Source organism: Sorangium sp. So ce295 (assembly GCF_051527405.1).
GTDB classification, from domain to species: Bacteria; Myxococcota_A; Polyangia; order Polyangiales; family Polyangiaceae; genus Sorangium; species Sorangium cellulosum_B.
Genome location: NZ_CP150324.1, coordinates 8909811 through 8927611 on the forward strand (window position 1 = coordinate 8909811; position 17801 = coordinate 8927611).

Sequence of the window (17801 nt, forward strand, 5' to 3'; positions counted from 1 at the left end):
GACCTCCTCGCCCTACTTTATTTCATTTCGGCATCTTGCCGAGCCGCTCGAGCAGCGCGCGCACGAGGAGCGGCCACGCGACCGTGGCGTCCGCGTACACCTCGGCGAAGCGCCCGCCCTCCTGCGGCGGGGTGAACTTCCCCCAGCTCACGCCCTCGGAGTACGTGCAGCCGGACAGGCCGCCCCAGTGAACGGGCTCGGGGCAGATGCGGACGCCGTACTGGAACCGCGGGTGATCGACCTCGATGTCCAGGCGATCGCCGACGATGTCGTAGAACGGCGCGACCTGCTGGGCCCAGTTGCGCGGCACGCCGCCGCCGATGGTGAAGATGCCGAGGCGCTTCTTCTTGCGGACGAGGCGGGCGTAGCTCAGCAGATCGAGGAACGGGTTGTACGGCGGCGGCACGGCCTCGCGCCACACGTCGAAGCCCGGCTTGTCGCCGTGCTGCGCCTTCACCTTGCGCAGCATCCACGTCGCCACGTCGAGGCCCATCTCGCTGTCGGTGAAGGCCGGCACATAGACGGGCACGTCGCGGAGGTACGCGCTCCGGAGCACGCCCGGCGAGTCGCCCATGTCCGCCAGCGCCTTGCCGAGCTGGCGGCAGATGATCTCGCTCGACCAGGGAGAGCCGGGGTCCAGCTTGTCGAGCTCCTTCCGGACGAAGACCTCGATCGCGTTGAGGTTCTTCTCCATCTCGAGCGTGTCGTAGACGCGGTTGTACCCCTTCTCGAAGTACGTCTCGTCGGAGATGCCCGGGTTCGCCTTGTAATGGGTCAGGCCGACCGCCTCGCTCAGCCCGTGCGCCATGAGCGCCCCCGTGCTGATGATGCAGTCGATCATGCCGGCCTCGATCATCCTGACGATGACGACGCCCATCTTGGCGACCGTCATCGCGCCGGAGAACGTCGCCACGACGAGGCAGTCCTCGTCGCGCACCATCGCCTCGAGCACGTCGCACGCCTCGCCGAGCGCGCGGCCGCTGAACGCGGTCCTGCTCATCGCGCGGAGCAGATCGTCGAACGAGTCAATCTTCAGCGGGTCGAGCGCGGCGAGCGGGACGAGCTGATCTTCGACGCCGTCGCCGAGCTGGCGGTGCGAGGAACGAGGGTGCTTCGGAGAGGACATAGGGCGCGAACATATACCCGCGCGGGGGGTGGGCCGTCGAGCGCGAAGCTCCCCGCGAGAGGGGCAAGCTCAGGGCCGGACGGGCAGCGAGCACGCGAGGCGGCGCGCGGGTCTGTCCGCGGGTCCGCCCGCTGCTCTGCCCGCTGCCGTGCCCTCCGTTCCGCCGATTCCGCCGAGCTTCGCGGCGCCTTGGCCGATCCCGCGATCGCCGCCTTCGGCGCGCCGGGCCGCGAGATCGGCGCGAACGAACGCGAGCGGGCCAGCGCTGGGCTGGCCGTCGGTCCGCCGCTCCAGATCCATCAGCGCGGCGATCTTCGCCACGCAAACGTCACGACCTGACACTCGTACGTCATAGACAGCCGTGCTCGCGGGCGCGCGGCGGCCATCGATCGTCGCGAACGCGCTCGAGCGATCGAGCAGGAAGCGCGCGCCGGGCGGGCGCGCGGCGCACGCCGGCATGCGGGTGAGCTCGGTGCGGACATTCGGGACGATCTCCCAGCCGTCGAGCGGCAAGAGCGGCGGGGCCTTCGCTGTCGCACCTTGCGCCGTCGTCGCGGCAGGCGGGATCGGCACCGTCCGGCCGAGCGTCAGGCCGTGGAAGCTGAGCAAGAGCGGCACGCCGGCGCTCGTCGGCTGCCCCAGCGCGGGCTCGCCGAGGTTCGCGAGCGAGGCGATCGGCCGCGGGGCCTCGCCGGAGGACCACGCGACGAGCGACGCCCCGCGGAGCCACGCGACGGGGCCATCCGGCGCCTCGCTGAAGGCGACCTGCGCCTCGGGCATCAGCTCCAGCGGCACCTCGGCGACCTCGGCGCCGCGGCCCGGCCTCACCTGGATCAGCACGTCGCGGCCCGAGGCGCGCACGCCGAACAGGATCCGGCCGCCGGACGCCGCGAAACGCGCGAGGATCGCGTCCCGGCCGACGCCCTCGGGCGCCGGGCCCGTCCACGAGCGGACCCTGGCCTGGAGCTCGGTCGGGTCGAGCCAGCGCAGCGTCCACGTCGCCCGCGGCGCAGCGGAGGCGCCGCGCGCCTGGGGATCGGCGCCGGCGCCTCTGGCAGCGGCGCCGTCGGGCGAGCGCACCTCGAGCGCGGCGACGGTGGAGAGCTGGCCCCAGCGCCTGTCGCTCACCGACGAGACGCGCCGCTGGCCGTCCGGTCCGGGCTTCACGTCGCGGGCGAGCAGCGCGAGCGCCTCCTGGGTGCTGCGCGGCGGCGGCACGCCCGCCGGCGAGAGCGGCGGCCCCGGCTGTGTCGTGCAGGCGAGCGCGCGCTCCGGCAGCGCAGGGGCCGGCGGCGGGCGGAGCGGCAGGAGCGGCGCGGCCCCGAGCGCGGGACCGCCGGACGGCGCTCCCTGCGCGGGCAGCGGCGGCCCCCAGCCGACGCGGAGGTGGGTCGAGATCCTCAGGCCGGCCTCGTTCACGGCCAGCATCCCGGGCTCGGCGAGCAGGTCGCCACTCTGGGCGATCTCCGCCGCTGCCTGGGGTGGGACCTCGATGGGCGACCACGTGCGGCCGGCGTCATCCGACGCGAGCACCTTCCCTTCCCCGACGGCGATCCCGCGGCCGGCGTGGACCACGGCGTGCGCGGCCCCGGCGAGGCGAGCCCGCGAGGCCTCGCCGCCGGGGGAAAGGACAACGGCGGTGAGCTCTCCGGCCTCGTCGGCCACAACGAACGACAGCGCGCCGTCCTGCCCCTCCTCGATCGGGCTGATCACGTTGACGTCGTCGCCCCGCAGCCAGCCGAGCGGGAGCAGCGGAGCCTCCCTGCCGCCAGCGTCGATCACCGCGACATGGGCGCCGGACGAGGCCCCCTCGCGGCCGTCGCCGCGCGGCGCGGGCTCGTCGCGGGGCGCGACGTCGCTGTCCCAGAGCCCGCGCAGGATCGCGATCCGGCCGTCGGCGAGCGCGCCGGCGCCGCGCCAGCGGACGTCCGTGCCCGGGCGGACCGTGCTCCACCGGCCGCTCGGCTGCCGCACGCACACGCTGCCCTCGTCCTCCGCGTCGCACGGCGCGAGCAGCAGGGCGCCGCCGCTCGGGGACACGCGGAGCTCGGCCTCGCCGCTCCGCACGAGGACGGGGGGCTCGCTGCGGAGAGGGCGGTCGGGCTTGACCTGGAGCACGCCGAACGGATCATGGCGGCCGTCCGTCCCGCCCTCGCCGAGCGCGCAGGCCACCCACGCCGCTCGCCCCGCGCGGCCGACGCCGCAGACGTTCAGCCAGTCGCCGCGTCCGAAGGGGGCGACCTCGTGGAGCGCGCCGGTGGTGAGATCCACGCGGGCGAGGACGCCGTGGCTCGCCGTGATCGCGGCGGACGTCCACACCGCGCCGCTCGAGATCGCCGCCTCGAGCGGGTGGCGCCCCGTCGCGCGGATCCACCGGAGCAGGGGCGCGCCTGGGCCGGGCTCGGGCGCGTCGTCGGCGGGCGCGCGCGCGGGCGCGGGCCCGAGCCGCGCCTCGGCGACCAGGATCCGCGCCTCGCGCTGCCCCGACGACGAGGCCCCGCCCTGCGTCACGGCGACCAGCTCGCCGTCGCGCAGACGGACGTCGGCGACGCGGAGCAGCGCGGCGGGGTCGGCGCCCTCTCCGTCGCCGCCCGGCGCCGGCGCGACGGGGCGCCACGACGCGCCGCCGTCGGCCGTGACCGCGAGCCCTGCCGCCTCGAAGAGCCCGGTGCCGTGCCGCGCGTCGCGGAACGCGAGGGCGCGCAGCGGAAGGGCGGGCAAGCCCGGCAGCGTGCGCGGCTGTCCCGTCTCGATGTCGAGGAAGATCGGGGAGTCGGCGATGGCGTCCCAGACGGCGACGACGGCGGGCCCGCCGCCGATGCGCTGGAGGTCCGCCTCGGACCGGGCGAGGACCGCGGGCGCGCCGAGCGGGTCATCGAACCGGTAGACACCGTGGACTCCGCGCCCGACGAGCCGCGGGCCGGTCGCGGACGGAACCAGCACGAGCTCGATCAGGGGCTCGGGGCACGCCGCGCTCTCCGGCCGTGCCGCGCCGTCGGCCCCGACGAGGACGCGCTGGCCGCCGACGAGCGCGAGCGTGCCGCCGGCGACCCGGGGCCCGATCGCGGTCGCCCCGCTCGCGTCGACCCAGCGGGCGGGCACGGGCGCGGGCGGCGGGGGGCGCGCCGCCGCGGGCGCGCCGCGCTCTTGCGGCGCGGGTCGGGGCGGCGCGCCGCCGCAGCGGGCGAGCGCGAGCGCAGCGAGGAGCGCGGCCGCGCGCCGCGACCTGCGCGGTGGCGCTGCGAGGCGGGGAGCGCCCGCCGCTCTGGACTGCATCATCAGGGCCGAGACTACCGTGATTCGCAGGCCGCAGCGGCGCCGTGACGGGCCGCAGGCAACGCCGTGCGGCCGGCGTGCGCCCGCCAGAGGTGCGGTGTCCATGGCGGTACACGGAGGCCGCAGCGGCACACGGAGGCAGCGCCCGCGACAGGGACGCAGCGACCGCGACAGCGAGGCTCAGTGGACGGCCGAGCCTGCCGGGGCCGGAGCGGTCTCGTCTGCCAGCGCGGCTGCCCTGCGGGCGAGCAGGGCCATGAGCCCCCTGGCGCCGACCACGGCATGGTCGGACACGCAGTTGTTGAAGATCGCATGGACCTGCTCTGCCTCCTGGGAGAGCCGCGCGACGGTCTCCGCCCAGGGAGCGAGCTCCACAGGGTCGTAGACGTACCTGAACTTCTCGTTCACGCCGACGGGCGCGTCCCAGGTCTCCTCGCGCCGGCCGTGGAAGCGCACCACGGCGAGGCGAGGATCGGCGACGAGGGCGGTGGGAGGCATGCTGTTGTCCTTGCCCTGCGGCTCATCGACGATGACGTAGAATGCGCCGAGGTCTCGGAGGAGGTCCGCGACGCGCTCGATGCGTCCGGGCATGCCCCATGACCCGTGCCGGAGCTCGACGGCGAACGGGAGCCCGTCCATGCGCCTCCGGCAATCCTCGATCACACGCACGTTGCCGCGCGTCGCCGTGAACCACGGAGGGAACTGGAAGAGCACATACCCCAGCTTTCCCGCCTGGCGCAGCGGATCGAGCGCCAGCCGGAAGCGCTCCCAGAGCGCGTCTCTGACCTCGGCCGGCAGGTCTGCCGGGTAGAGGCGCCGCCGGTCGAAGAGCGAGGCTGGCAGCGCGCCCTGGACGTCCGGGGGGAGGCGGGCGGGCTCCACGGGGTGCTGGGTGAGCGGCGCGAACGCCTTCATGTTGAACACGAAATCAGGCGGAGTCCGCTCGACCCACTGCGCCACCATCCCCGGACCCGGGAGGGCGTAATAGCTCGAGTTGACCTCGACCACGGGGAACTGGGAGGCGTAGAACTTCAGCCGTTGTGCCGGGCTCGACACGCCCTTCGGGTAGAATCGATGGCTCTTCACCAGGGTCGGGTCCGTCCACCCGGCGGTCCCGGCGAGGGCGTTGCCGTAGCGGGCGGGCACAGGCGCGCACGCCGCGAGCGCCGCGGCGCGCGCGAGCCGCTGCTCCTGCTGGAGTGGAGCCTCCTCTGAAGGCGACCGCGGCGGGTCGCGCAGGGCTTCTTCGTGCATATCGGGAGCAACCTAAGGCCTCTTTCCGGCGATGGAACCGCGCGCCCGGAGATACGGCGGCAGGTGCTCATTGCATCTCACGAAGGTCCTCTCTCCAGTCGTGCGCATGCGCTGGTCGTGCGCGTACGCTCCCGCTCGCTCGACGAGCTCCCGGATTGCCAGATCCTGATCCAGGCGGTCTTCCGTCACGCTCTTTCTCCGTGGTTGAAGCCGCGAATGCAGAGCGCCGACAGCGTGGAGAGCCCAGATTGTGCATGCGCCGACCGGTCGCCTGCGCTATACTCAATAGGGGCCAGGGGGATTGATATATTCCTGCCCGGCAGGACAGAGGTGATCGATGTACTCAGCGAATCGTCGCCGGAATATCGAGCGGGAGGAGCGCATGCTGCTCCGCGAGAAGCGGGAGCATGCGGCCGGCAAGCTCCTTCAAAAGGTGCCGCAGCTCACGAGCCTGAACCTGGAAATTCGAGAGAGCCGGCCCAATTCGTCCACGAATGACACGCAGTACATCCGTCGCGTCGTTGTCGAGCATGCGCATGCGCTGTTCGAAATGCCGTGCTCGTACTCTTCCTGCGACAACGGCGGCTACGACGTGACGCAGGAGATCCTGAGCGGCCTCGCTTCGCGCACGGCGCGGTTCGAGGGGGAATGCGCCTGTCGAGGGAGCTGTGGTGCCGAGTGCTGCTCCCGGGTCCTCCGCTACGTCGCCACGGCCACGTACCGTGGCCCCGAGGCGTAGGGCGGGCGCTTATCGCCCGGGACGGCGTACGCCGCGAGCGGCGGCCGGGGCGCTGTCCGCGCCTCGGCTCGCGCTCACTCGGTGATGGGAGGCTGTGGCCCCGGGACGATCCCTGCGATGTCCGGATCCTCCCCCGGTGCCCCGCCGTCGCCGGGGCCCTTTTCCTTGCGGCGCGCGAGACGGTTCGCGTCTTTCTCGCGCTGCTTCTCCTGCCGAGCGCGTTCTTTTTGCCGCTTCATTGCTGCCTGTTTCTGCTGCATAGGGAGCCAGGCCTTTCAGCGCCTCCGGGCGGCGCGTTCTTCAGCACCTCGCGGTGCGTCCTGAAGGCGCAGGCGCGGCGCACGAGCGGCGCCGCGCCGCGCCCGTGATCAGTACCGGTCGCCGCGACCGCCGCGGCCGCCGGAGCCGCCGCGACCGCCGCGGCCACCGCCACCGCCACCGCCGCCGTAGCCGCCGCCACCGAAGCCGCCACCGCCGCCACCGAAGCCGCCACCACCACCGCCGCCGCCGAAGCCGCCACCGCCGCCGCCACCGAAGCCGCGCGCCGGGCGCTCCTGCGCTTCGTTGACCTTGAGCGCGCGGCCATCGAGGACCGCGCCGTTCAGCTGCGAGATCGCGCTGTTCGCGGCCTGGGCCGAGCCCATGGTCACGAACGCGAAGCCGCGCGGCTGCCCCGTCTCGCGGTCGGTCGGCATCGCGATCTCACGGACCTCGCCGGCTGCTGCGAACGCGGACTCGAGGGTCTCGCGGGTGGTGCTGAACGAAAGGTTTCCTACGTAGAGACGATTTCCCATGCCATCCTGCTTTTTTTACGGCTTTCTGGTGCGCCACTGCGGCGCTCTCGGCCTGCCATCCGACGAAGCCGTACGGATCGAACGGAGACGTGCCGCGCGGAACTCCCGCGCGGTCACACGGTGCGTCGTCCAGTCGTCCGAGCGAGCTGCAGGCTCCCTCACGAGAGGGAAACAGGAAAGCGTCGTATCGAGGGCCAGGGACGTTCGTGAGGAGAAGCATCCTAGCCCGATGCGCCGTCGTTCGCAAGCGGACCGTCCGTGGTCGAGGCCACCGCGCGTCGCCACCGCGCGCCTCGCGCGGGCGCGCCAGCTCCACGCGGCCTCCTGCTCGCCTCGCCGCGCCAGCTGGCTGTGCGCTCACGGGCGGCTCGGGCGATCGCCGGTACGGGCGAGGCCGTCTACTGCGGCCGCGACGTCCCCCCGCGGCACGGGTGAGGCCGAAGCGGCGCCGGCCTCGGCGGGGGCGGAGCGGCTCGCGATCCAGAGCCAGAGGACGACGGCGCCGAGCGCGACGCGGTACCAGCCGAACGGCGCGAGGCCATAACGCTTCAGGTAACGCAGGAAGACCGCGATCACGAGCAGGGCGACGGCGAACGAGACGGCGAGCCCGACCACGAGCGCCACGATCCCGCCGGGGGCGTCGAGCAAGGCGCGGCCGTTCTTGACGAGATCGAAGACGGTCGCGGCGCCGAGCGTGGGGATGGCGAGGAGGAACGAGAACTCGGCGGCCGCGGCGGTGCTGAGGCCGGAGAGCTGGCCGCCGACGATGGTGGTCATCGAGCGCGACGCGCCGGGCCAGAGCGAGAAGCACTGCGCGAAGCCGATCGCGAGCGCGCGCTGGAGCGTGACGTCCTCGACGCGCGGAGCGCCCTGATCCGGCCGGCGGCGGCGGACCGACTCGACGCCGATCATGAGGAAGCCGCCGACGATGAGCGCGGCCGCGACGGGCCCCGGGCCGAACAGGTGCGCCTTGATGGCCTTGTGGAAGAGCAGGCCGACCACGGCGGCCGGGAGAAACGCGAACGCGAGGGCGAGCGCGAGGCGGAGGCTGTCCGGATCCCGCCGGACCATGCCGCGCATGGTGGTCGAGAGGCGCTCGCGGAAATAGACGACGACGGCGAGCACCGCGCCGAGCTGGATCACGATATCGAGGGTCTTCGCCGCCTCGCTCTGGTGACCGAGCCACGCGCCGAGCAGGATGAGATGACCGGTGGACGAGACGGGAAGGAACTCGGTCAGACCCTCGAGGACCCCGAGCAGGACGGCATCGAACCAGAACATTGCGCCGAGTCTACCCTCACGCGGGCCAGAGGTGCGCGAGAGCGCGCACGGGATCGGGCTGCGTGGCGGGATCACGGCGCGGCCGCGGCGGCGCGACGGAGCGCGACGGCCGGCGGCGCGAGATCCCGTGGAGGCTGGGCCCTCCGAGCGCCGCGCCGCCAGCCACGCGGGCGCTCGGCGCCGGCGCCAGGGCGCTGTCCGCGGGGGCACGCTCGACCGCGTGCGGGGGCACGCTCGACCGCGTGCGGGGGCACGCTCGACCGCGAGGCGCGCGTCGCCCGCGCGGAGACGATCTCGCCGGCGATGGCCGCGCAAAGCGCGAAGACCCGCGCGTCCCGGAGCCACGCGCCGCCGCGGTGTTCGCGGCCGCGCGTGGAGGGCGCGGGAGAAAGGGTCGTAGTCGGCGCTCCCCTGGGCCAAGGAGCGGGAAGGCGCCAGCACAGCGTTAATCGCCGCGGCCCTCACCCTCCTCGCGCAGGAGCCGTCTCACGAGCCCGCGCTCGGCGGGCTCAACAGTAGCGTTGGAGGCACCTGCCCGTCGCTGCCGCAGTTCGCCCGGCGGCCCGACGCGGGCGCTCGCACGGACCGACGCAAGCTGCAAAGCACGAAATCGCCAGATCCACACGAACATGGCAGCTGGGACAGGGGAAGTCCCGACAGGAACAGGGAAGCCCCGATCAGCTCGTAAGTGCCGGCCGTGCGCAGAAGAGAAGAAGGGCATCGCAAGTACCGAAGCTCACACAACAGCCATGTGAAGGTTCGAACAAGTTGCAGTTGTTTCCGCCGTGCATCGCGATCGTGACCCGAGGCGCGCGCCCGCAGCCGCACTGAACTGGGCCGTTCGCGTTGCACCTCGACGTCCCAAGTGCCTGCACGACACCATCCAAGCAGGTCGAACGGAACTCGGGATCTTCGTGCTGGCCTGTCGAGAGAGCATGTTGCGCGGTTGACTCGAAGAAACATCGTCGTGTACACCTCGATGGAAGAGGCCGTCGGCGCCGGGGGGTGCCGCCGTGCAGGCCATCGACACCACGCAAGCGCGCTCGCGCACTTCCGCGGCACAGCGGCAGGAGATGCGGGCCCGCGATCGTCGCAGGGAGGCAGCACTGTGTCATCGATCGTAAGAGCCCATCGCACCTCTTCGCAGGGTCAGCACAGGGACGCCACGATCTCGTCTTCCCGACGAAAGTATTGCGTCCTCGTCGTCGACGACGACGAAAGGGCCCTGAGGTCCATTTCTGCAGTCCTCTCCGGGGACGTCGACGTCGTGGAATGTACGTCGGCTGAGCAGGCGCTCGCATTGCTCGAAATCAGGGAGTTTCACCTGGTCTGCTCCGACGTGGTGATGCCTGGGATGAAAGGGGACGAGCTGCTCCGGAGGGTGGCGAACATGCCCGTGTACACGAGCTGTCTCCTCATCACCGGCGCCGAGGAGTACACGCGCTCGAAGGAGGCCGTGTATCACCACGTCCTGCTCAAGCCGTTCAATCCGGCCCGGCTCACGGCGCTCGTCCTTCAGCTGGCGCGCCTCACCGAGATGAAGCGCTCGGTCCACTCGATGGCGGACTCGCTCACGCCGACGGACGCCGGGAGCGAGCTCGTGTCGTGCGGCTGGCCCGACGCCGGGATGGCGCCGGAGTCGTCGCACGCGCCGAGATCCACGAGGCTGGAGGCCTGCGTGACGTGCGGCGCCACCCCGCACGATCTGCCGCACGAGCCGGAGCCGGCGAGGGCCGCCGCGTCCGCGCTCCGCGCCCGGAAGCGATGGGCCCGGTGAGCCTGCGGCCGCGCCGCCGCGTCGCGGGCGGCGGCGCGGCGGGGCGGCGGCGCGGCCGTCGCGGCGCGGGTCAGGCGCCGCTCGGGCCCTGCTCCTCCCACCACCTCGCCATGCGCACCTGCATCTCCTCGACCGAGACGTCCTCGATGACGGCCGACAGGATCCACTGGTGCCCGAACGGGTCCTCGATCCTGCCCTCTCGCCGGCCGTAGAACTGGTCCGCGATCGGGTAGATGATCTTGGCCCCCGCCTCGACGGCGCGCGCGGCGACCGCGTCGGGGTCCTCCACGTTCAGCGTGAGGACGATCGGTGAGCCGCCGAGCGCCTTCGGGCCGCGCGCGTTCCACTGGGGGGCCTCGTCGGCGATGCTGACGATGGAGTCGCCGATCACGAGCTCGGCGCAGACGATGGCGCCGCCGAGCTTCGGGTCGGCGAGGCGCAGCTTCTCGGTCGCGCCGAACACCTTCTTGTAGAACGCGATGGCGTCGGGCGCGCCGGCGACGACGAGGTGCGGCACGACGGCGTGGTACGGGGGCGGGGCGATCGGGTGGGGTCTCTGGGTCATGAGCGAAGGATGCCCACGCGGCCGGAGCGGGTATTGTAAAAACATGCCGGCCTGCCGATCCGTTCGAGCCGACAGCGCCGGCTCAGCCATCGCCGGTGGTCAGCCGTCGAGCGGGACATGGTTCCGCTCGCGGCGCCTGGTCACGTACTCGGTGGGCGTGAGGCCGGCGAACGCGCGGAAGTCGTGGATGAAGTGCGCCTGGTCGTAATAGCCACACGCGGCCGCGACGCCCGCCCAGGAGACGCGCTCGCCGCGCTCGATCGCGGAGACCGCCTGCTGGAAGCGCTGCACACGGCAATAACGCTTCGGGGTGAGGCCGACCCGCTCGGTGAAGCTCCGGATGAACCGCTTCGAGCTCATCCCGAGCTGCCCTGTCACGTCAGCCACGGTCCACGCGCGGGACGGGTCCGCGAACGCGGCGAGCGCGAAGTCGACCGAGGGATCGCGCTCGAGCGACGCGCGCGGGCGGAGGAGCCGCGACGCGAGGGCGGACTCGAGCGCGCGGAGCCTCTCCTCGGGGGTCTTCGCCTCGAGCACGCGCTCGCGGACGAGGGCGGCCTCGCGCCCCCACAGCGCGTCGAGCGAGACGTGGGCGCCGCCGAGCGCCGCGGCGTCCGGGCCGAAGAACGGGGCCGCGCCGCCCGGGGAGAGCTCCGCGCCCACGATCGCGCGCTGCTCCGCCGTGTCGATCGCGAAGTGCTCGGCGTGGGCGCCGCACACGGCGATGCCGGAGAGGCGGTGGCAACGGGCGGCGCCGCCGTCGGCAGCGCTGTCGTACCAGCGCAGCTCGTCCTCGGCGAGGTTGATGAGGAGGCTCATGGCGCCGCTGGGGAGCACGCGCTCGAGCAGGTCCGGCAGCTCGGGGGCGGCGTAGTACCAGAGCAGGCGGACGAAGCGGCCGAGCGGGGGAGGCGGGGTGTAGGTAACGAAGCGCATGGGACGGCCCGGGAGAGGCAGCATGCCATGGGCAGAGGCGTGAGGAAGCCGTTCCAGACGCGTGGCGTAGCCTGGGAGGCGCGGGCCGGAAGGAGCGCGGCGCTCGGCGGCTGGACGGTGAGGTGGGCGATCTCTAGGATGCCGGCTCGTGACGACGGCCGTACGAGAGGCGAAGACCCGGGCGGGGCGAGGCAAGACCGTCGGGGCGAAGCGCCGCTCCAAGATGGAACACACGGCGACGGAGTCCAGGGAAGCGGTGCTCGACACGGTCTTCGCCGACGCGCCGGAGCCCCCTCGGGCGAGCGGCGACCTGCCCGAGATGGTCCGCAAGAACCGGCGTGAGCGGGCAAGGCGGCGGCTGCTCGATGCGCTCGAGGCGCGAGGGCCTTATCCCGTTCCGGAAGGGCTGCGCCGCGAGCTGCGCGCGCTGGTGGAGCGGTGGGGGCAAAAGGGCTTCGAGGATGCCTTTCCGGATGCAGACGCGTTCGAGATCCGGTGCGCTGAAGAGCGCGCGGTGCTCGAGGCGGCTGCCAGGGGCGACGAAGAGGCGCGCTTCGCTGCCGCGGAGCGGGCCTACCGGCGAGAGATCGAGGCGAGGTACGGGCAGATCGAGATCCGCGGACTCCAGCTCAGCGCGCGCGTCCGGCAGGATCTCGAGATCGCCTATGTGCCGCTGCACGTCGAGGAGCCGTCCGAGGAGCCGCGCGCGACGAAACCCAGGAAAGCGGCGGGCAAGAGACCCAAGGGCGGAGCGACGGCCGCCGAAGCGGAGGCAGCGAGCGCCATGCTGCACGCCCTCGAACGGCCACGGGTGCTCGCCACGGACGCGCTCGTGAGCCACCCACGGCTTCTGATCGTCGGTGAGCCGGGGAGCGGCAAGTCGACGCTCCTCGCCTACCTGGCCACGCGCGCCGCTCGGGGCGAGCTGACCACCTCGACCCAAGGACGCGATCGGGCATCGATTCCGTTCGTCGTGCCGGTGCGGGCACTTCAAGAAGCCGCGGCGACCCCGCAGGAGATCGCTCGCGCTGCCGGCGCCGAGACCTGGTTCGTGGAAGCAGCACTGCAGCGCGGCCGTGCGCTGCTCCTCGTCGATGGCCTGGATGAAGCCCGGACGCACGTGGCGGGGAAGGTGCTCCCGGCCCTCACGGCGATGCTGGATGCCTATCCGGGGATCCCGGTCGTCGTCACGACGAGGCCCGCCGCCACGCCCGGGAAGGACGAGGCCGCGCCCAGGGGCTTTGCGCGCGCGCGGCTCGTGCCGATGACGCGCGACGAGGTCGCCGTATTCATCGATCGCTGGTGCCTGGCCGCCGAGCTGAGCCTCAACAAGCCGCGCGGACAGGCCGAGATCGACGCGCGCGCCGCCGCGGACGACCTGAAAGAGCGGGTGCGAGCGAGCCGGGCGATCGAGAAGCTCGCGCAGACTCCCCTCCTCTGCTCCGTCATCTGCGTCGTCCACCGCTTCCTGGGTCAGCGGATCCCGGAGCGACGGGTCGCCCTGTACGAGGCGATCACCAACGTGCTGCTCTATGAATGGGACCGGGCCAAGTTCGCGGACGGCGCCGCCATCGGCAAGCTCGACGCCCACGCGAAGCGTGCCCTGCTCGCCCGGCTCGCGCTCTCGATGCACAGAGCGCGCGTGGCGGAGCTGCCCGCGGAGGAGGTCGTCAAGAGGCTCGCGGCGCACCTGCCGGATCTCGGCCGCCCAGAGGAGGAGGCGGAGGCGATCGTGGCCGACATCCGCGACCGAAACGGCGTGCTCGTGGAGCGGGCACCGGGGTCGTTCGCATTCTCGCACCTGACGTTCCAGGAGTACCTCGCCGCGATGGAGCTGGTGAATGCGCACGCCTACGACCAGCTGCTGCGCAATTACAAGAACAAGTGGTGGCACGAGGTCATCGTCCTTTCCGCCGGGTTCCCGGGGGCGCACGCGGACCGGATCATCCGCGGGCTGCTCGACAAAGACGGCGAGGGCGTGGCTGAAGGGACGATGCTCGCGGCCCAATGTGCAGAGACCGCCATCGAGGTCAGGCAGGCGCTCCGGAAGGAGATCGAGAAACGCGTCGCACGGCTGGTTCCGCCGGCAAGCCCAAAGGAGTTCCGGACGCTTTACCTTCTCGGCGAAGTGGCTGGACCTGTGCTCCTCCGCTCGCTCGACAAGGCGAGCACGGAAGAAAAGGCTTCGATCATCAGGGTGCTTGCATTCATCCGCTATGAGCCCGCGACAAGGGCAATCCTCAAATTCCTAAAAGACCCAAGTCAGACGAAGCATCCGTTTGCCAGCTTCGCTAAAATGGAAAATCGGCCCTACACCCTCGCCGAGTGTGCCGCTGTTTTCGTGGTACATCTAATCAATGCCTCAGAGACGGCGTACTCCATCTTTCTCGACGCCATCGCCTCGGCTGATCCAAGCGCCATTCGGATGCTAAAGATATGGAATGAAATCGGGAAAGATCCCCGGGAGGAAAACAGAATCGAGACGCTCATCACGCGCGCCGAGGCCGCGCACGCGAGGGCTTCTTCTTCTGTCGCCCGTTCGCCCAAGCGCGCCGCACGTTCTGGTTGATCGCCTCGGAAAACGCAACCGGCCGCGTGATCAACATGTCCTGGAGCCGAATGCCAGGACGTCCCACCAGCTTCCGCACAAAGTCGAGATGGCTCAGGATCGCGTGGCCCCGGTGCTGCGTGAGCCAGTGGCGATCCAGACCGAAGTCCTCGACCGTGAACCTCGCCTGTTCATCGCCTTCACGAGCCTTGATCTCGCCGTTCTCCGCGAAGACGAAGCGGCGGCCCGGCTTGCCCTCGTCCGGCCGAACATACCCTCCAGCCGGCCACTTATCGTGCTTTGCGCCGTTGCACCCCATGCACCCCAGGAAGTAGTTGTCCCACGCGTAAGCCTGCGCAGGAAAGCGCGCTTTAGGCCGGAAGTGCTCGATCTGCCCTGGCGGCCTGTCCTCTCCTCCCTTCCCAGGATGCGTCGAGCTGACGGGAGACTGGCAGTACGCGCAGAAGCCGTGCGACATCCCGGCGATCGCCTGTCGGACCCGCGCATCGATGCGCCAGACCGGCGGGAAATCCGGCTTCCCGTCCTCGTCGGCCGGCAACACCTCCGGCGCGTAGCGGGCGAACCCCTCCCTCCGCTTCGCACCGTGCTCGGCGAGCTTCTCGAAGGCCCTCGCCTTGCTCCAGAACGACGCCGCATCCGGGAACGCCGCGTCCACGGTCTCTTGCCAGTCAGCGGGCGCTGCGACGCCCTTTCGCCGGAGCCGGATCACGCCGTCCCCCTCCCTTCCCGGTGAGCTGTGAATCCAGCACCCTGAGCAGCGCGATCTGCGTCCGCGCGATCTCGGACAGCAGCGGGCCCTTGCCTTCCCGCTCCTCCTCGCGCGCGAGCACGCCTTGTAGCTCGTCCAGCACCTTCAGCAATCTTTGCCGGTCGCGAGCCGTCGCCGTGCCGTCTTCGATCTTCTGCCGGAGCTCGGCAGCCTCCACTTCCAGCGACTCGTACGTCGGTGAGAGGCGCGAGGGCACATCGAAGACGGCGCCGTCGACCATCACCGAATCGACCTCGGCGCCGTCGAGCCTCTCCAGGTCCCCCTCGGTCAACTGCCGCACCGTCGTGCCCTGGCCCGGCTTCTCATCCAGCACGAGGACCGCGGTCGCGCGCTCCTTGTCGTCGATGGCGGCCTGCACCACCGCGGGCGAGTGCGTGGTCAGCACAAAGCGCGTGCCCGGAAACAAGCTCGTGAGCCGGTCGATGATCCGCCGCTGCCAGCGAGGGTGGAGGTTGAGATCGACCTCGTCGATGGCCACCAAGGCCTCGCCAGCGAGCGGATCGTCGAGCGCAGAGAACGTCTGCGCATAGCGGATCGCGAGATCCAGCACGACGGAGAGCATGGCGCGGTATCCGTCGGAGAGCTCGATGATCGAGAGCGAGACGCCCGAGCGACGGAATGCCGCCACCCGGCGCCCTTCCTGTTCGACGATCTCTACATCTTCGATGCGTCTGTCGAGCCCCACGAGCCACTCGTGGAGCCGCTTCCAGACCACCCGCGCAGCAGGATCGTAGTCACCCCGCTCTTCCAGGAGTACAACGTAAGCCGCTAGATCACGGAAGAGGTACTCGTCGAAGTCGAGCAGCGTGCGCGTGGCCGGCCGGCGCAGCGCGTCCTCCAAGTGAATGGGAGGTGCCCGGTCCAGCGCCTGCTTCCACCCCGAACCGAGAAGCGTGGGACCGATCGCCGAACGCGGCCTGGCCGGAGGACGCAGAGCGCGGTACTGACCATAGGCGAAGATGTGGTGCCCACGCGGGAGCCGCGCACGCACGGAGCGCCCTGCACCATCGGTCCAGCGCGCGATCGGCTCGGGGCCAGCACCGTAGAGCGCGATCGACCCGGCCGACCCGCCGTGGCGCAGCGGAAACTTGTCGAGCCCCTCGCCGTCGCCGGGCGCGAGCGAGGCGAGCGCCTCGACGATGCTCGTCTTGCCAGAGCCGTTCTGCCCGATGATGACCGTGACCCGCGCCCCGAGCGGCACCTCGCTGCGCACGAAGCAGCGGACGTTCTCGAGGACGAGCCGTGCTCCACCGGCGGTGCCCGCCCCATCCGGGGGCACGGGCGGCGACTTGGCCTGCTTGCGACGCGTCGTCACCCGCCGACTATAGCCAGAAGCATCGCAGAGAGCGCGCTTCCCGGCGCAGCTTCGGTACGCCAGAGCACCAGCTCAGCGGCGCATCTCGGCGAAGGCTCGTCGAGCGTGCAATACCGGCACGACCTTCCTCCCGCTTCAATAAGGCGGCAGCATCCTCCGGAATCCGTGCCCCAGCGCCAGCACCAGGACGACCAGGTTGCGCAACGGCAATACCGGCCAGAAGAGGCCGAGAGGCCCTTCCGCTCGGGCGGTTCGCTCCTCCCCCGCCGCGGCGCCCTCCCCGTGTTCGCCCCGGAACACCCGCGCGAGCCGCGCGCCGAGCCGCCGCATCCACGCGATCGACCGCGGGAAATCGGCGATCCCGTCGAGCCACGCGCCAGGGATCCCGCGCGCCCCCAGCGTCGCGCCCGCGAGGCCGCCGACGATCGCGCCCGTGCTGTCGGCGTCGCCGCCGAGCAGGATCACGTCCTCCACCGCGCGGCGGAAATCGCCCGGGTGCGCGAGCCAGCAGAACAGGGCCGCTGGAACGGTGTCCACGATGAAGCCGCTCACGCCCTGATGGAGGCCTATCGCCGCAGCGAAGTCCTCCGCCGAGGCGCGCCGGCCGAGCAGCTCCGCCGCGCGGTCGAGCCTGCGGCGGAGCTCCTCGTCCGCGACGCGCTCGCGGAGCAGCGCGAGCAGCTCGGCCGGGTTCACCTGCTCGGGCGCGCGCACCGCGGCATACGCGGCCGCGAGGGCGATGATCCGCGCGCCCTCCTCTGCGCGCGGATCGGTGTGCGTGAGTCGCGTGGACGCGCGCACCATGGAATCGATGCGCGAAGGCGTGAGCGCGAGGGCCGCGCCCAGGATCGGCGCGCGCATCGCGGCGCCGTTGCCCGCGGAGAAGACGCCGCTCCGCTCCGGAGAGAACCCGAGCCACAGCTTGAGGATCGCCCGCAAGGTGGCGTAACCGACGCCCGCCGGCAGCGAGGCGAGCCAGCCGCGGAGCTGCCACGCGAGCGCGCGCGCGAACCGCGCCGCGTCCCCCGGCGCGGCCAGGAGCGCCTGGGCCGTCATGCACGCGTGCTCGGCGTCGTCGCTGATCATCCCGCGGCCGAGCACGAAGCGGTGCTCGATCGGCGACGCGCCGAAGAGGCGCGCGGCGCGGCGGCGCGACAGGCCCTCTCTGGGCAGGCCGAGCGCGTCGCCGACCGCCGTCCCCAGGAGGACGCCAGCGAGGCGGTCCTCGCGATCGATGGGAGTCGTCTCGATGGCCATGCGACCGCGCGCTTCACGTTCCGTGCCCGGAGAGAGCAGCGGAGATCCGAGCTTTCACCCCCCTCGCCAGGGCGGCGGCTTGCCAGGATGGCAGTCCCTCGACAGGCGGATCGACACCGTGTCGCGAGAGCCGCGGTAATCCG

General features: G+C 71.8%; 14 protein-coding genes. 3 read left to right on the plus strand and 11 right to left on the minus strand.

Going from position 1 to position 17801, the window contains the following annotated elements:
- Positions 1–22 precede the first annotated feature (22 nt).
- The 3 genes from WMF11_RS33710 to WMF11_RS33720 form a co-directional block, all read right to left on the minus strand.
- Positions 23–1126, minus strand: coding sequence for a deoxyhypusine synthase family protein (locus WMF11_RS33710; RefSeq protein ID WP_437523066.1), 1104 nt, complete (start codon positions 1124–1126; stop codon positions 23–25).
- Positions 1127–1195: 69 nt separating this feature from the next.
- Complete coding sequence (locus WMF11_RS33715) at positions 1196–4405, minus strand: hypothetical protein (RefSeq protein WP_437973647.1); 3210 nt, start codon at positions 4403–4405, stop codon at positions 1196–1198.
- A gap of 177 nt (positions 4406–4582) precedes the next feature.
- Positions 4583–5656, minus strand: coding sequence for a DUF72 domain-containing protein (locus WMF11_RS33720; protein WP_437973648.1), 1074 nt, complete (start codon positions 5654–5656; stop codon positions 4583–4585).
- 337 nt (positions 5657–5993) lie between these two features.
- On the opposite strand from WMF11_RS33720, the gene WMF11_RS33725 reads away from it, so the two are divergent.
- Entirely contained in the window at positions 5994–6395 is a 402-nt protein-coding gene (locus WMF11_RS33725; RefSeq protein ID WP_437543124.1) for a hypothetical protein, read from the plus strand.
- 74 nt (positions 6396–6469) lie between these two features.
- Here the strand turns inward: WMF11_RS33725 and WMF11_RS33730 are convergent, their stop codons facing one another.
- The 3 genes from WMF11_RS33730 to WMF11_RS33740 all read right to left on the minus strand — a co-directional run bounded on the left by WMF11_RS33730 (position 6470) and on the right by WMF11_RS33740 (position 8470).
- Complete coding sequence (locus tag WMF11_RS33730) at positions 6470–6655, minus strand: hypothetical protein (protein WP_437293905.1); 186 nt, start codon at positions 6653–6655, stop codon at positions 6470–6472.
- Between the two features lie 108 nt (positions 6656–6763).
- Positions 6764–7189, minus strand: a complete 426-nt coding sequence (locus tag WMF11_RS33735) for an RNA recognition motif domain-containing protein (RefSeq protein WP_437973649.1) — start codon at positions 7187–7189, stop codon at positions 6764–6766.
- Positions 7190–7546: 357 nt separating this feature from the next.
- The gene (locus WMF11_RS33740; RefSeq protein WP_437973650.1) at positions 7547–8470 is read right to left on the minus strand and encodes an undecaprenyl-diphosphate phosphatase; all 924 of its coding nucleotides are present in this window, start codon (positions 8468–8470) and stop codon (positions 7547–7549) included.
- Between the two features lie 1234 nt (positions 8471–9704).
- On the opposite strand from WMF11_RS33740, the gene WMF11_RS33745 reads away from it, so the two are divergent.
- Positions 9705–10247: a response regulator gene (locus WMF11_RS33745; RefSeq protein ID WP_437911047.1), complete on the plus strand. Its 543-nt coding sequence runs from the start codon at positions 9705–9707 to the stop codon at positions 10245–10247.
- A gap of 70 nt (positions 10248–10317) precedes the next feature.
- On the opposite strand, the gene WMF11_RS33750 is transcribed toward WMF11_RS33745, so the two are convergent.
- Both WMF11_RS33750 and WMF11_RS33755 read right to left on the minus strand, forming a co-directional pair.
- Positions 10318–10812 carry a VOC family protein gene (locus tag WMF11_RS33750; protein ID WP_437973651.1) on the minus strand — a complete coding sequence of 165 codons (495 nt, stop codon included), beginning with the start codon at positions 10810–10812 and terminating at the stop codon, positions 10318–10320.
- 99 nt (positions 10813–10911) lie between these two features.
- Positions 10912–11748, minus strand: coding sequence for a helix-turn-helix domain-containing protein (locus WMF11_RS33755; protein WP_437973652.1), 837 nt, complete (start codon positions 11746–11748; stop codon positions 10912–10914).
- A 148-nt stretch (positions 11749–11896) separates the two neighbouring features.
- Between WMF11_RS33755 and WMF11_RS33760 the strand changes: the two genes are divergently transcribed.
- A complete protein-coding gene (locus tag WMF11_RS33760; protein WP_437973653.1) occupies positions 11897–14317 on the plus strand; it encodes an NACHT domain-containing protein in 2421 nt (806 codons plus the stop codon).
- Here the strand turns inward: WMF11_RS33760 and WMF11_RS33765 are convergent.
- The 3 genes from WMF11_RS33765 to WMF11_RS33775 form a co-directional block, all read right to left on the minus strand.
- Positions 14238–15026, minus strand: coding sequence for a hypothetical protein (locus WMF11_RS33765; RefSeq protein WP_437973654.1), 789 nt, complete (start codon positions 15024–15026; stop codon positions 14238–14240). The genes WMF11_RS33760 and WMF11_RS33765 overlap by 80 nt on opposite strands.
- A complete protein-coding gene (locus WMF11_RS33770) occupies positions 14986–16401 on the minus strand; it encodes an AAA family ATPase (protein ID WP_437973655.1) in 1416 nt (471 codons plus the stop codon). The genes WMF11_RS33765 and WMF11_RS33770 overlap by 41 nt, the downstream gene beginning before the upstream one ends.
- A gap of 135 nt (positions 16402–16536) precedes the next feature.
- Positions 16537–17658 (minus strand): ADP-ribosylglycohydrolase family protein, encoded by a 1122-nt coding sequence (locus WMF11_RS33775; protein ID WP_437973656.1) that lies wholly within the window; start codon positions 17656–17658, stop codon positions 16537–16539.
- Positions 17659–17801: the final 143 nt, after the last annotated feature.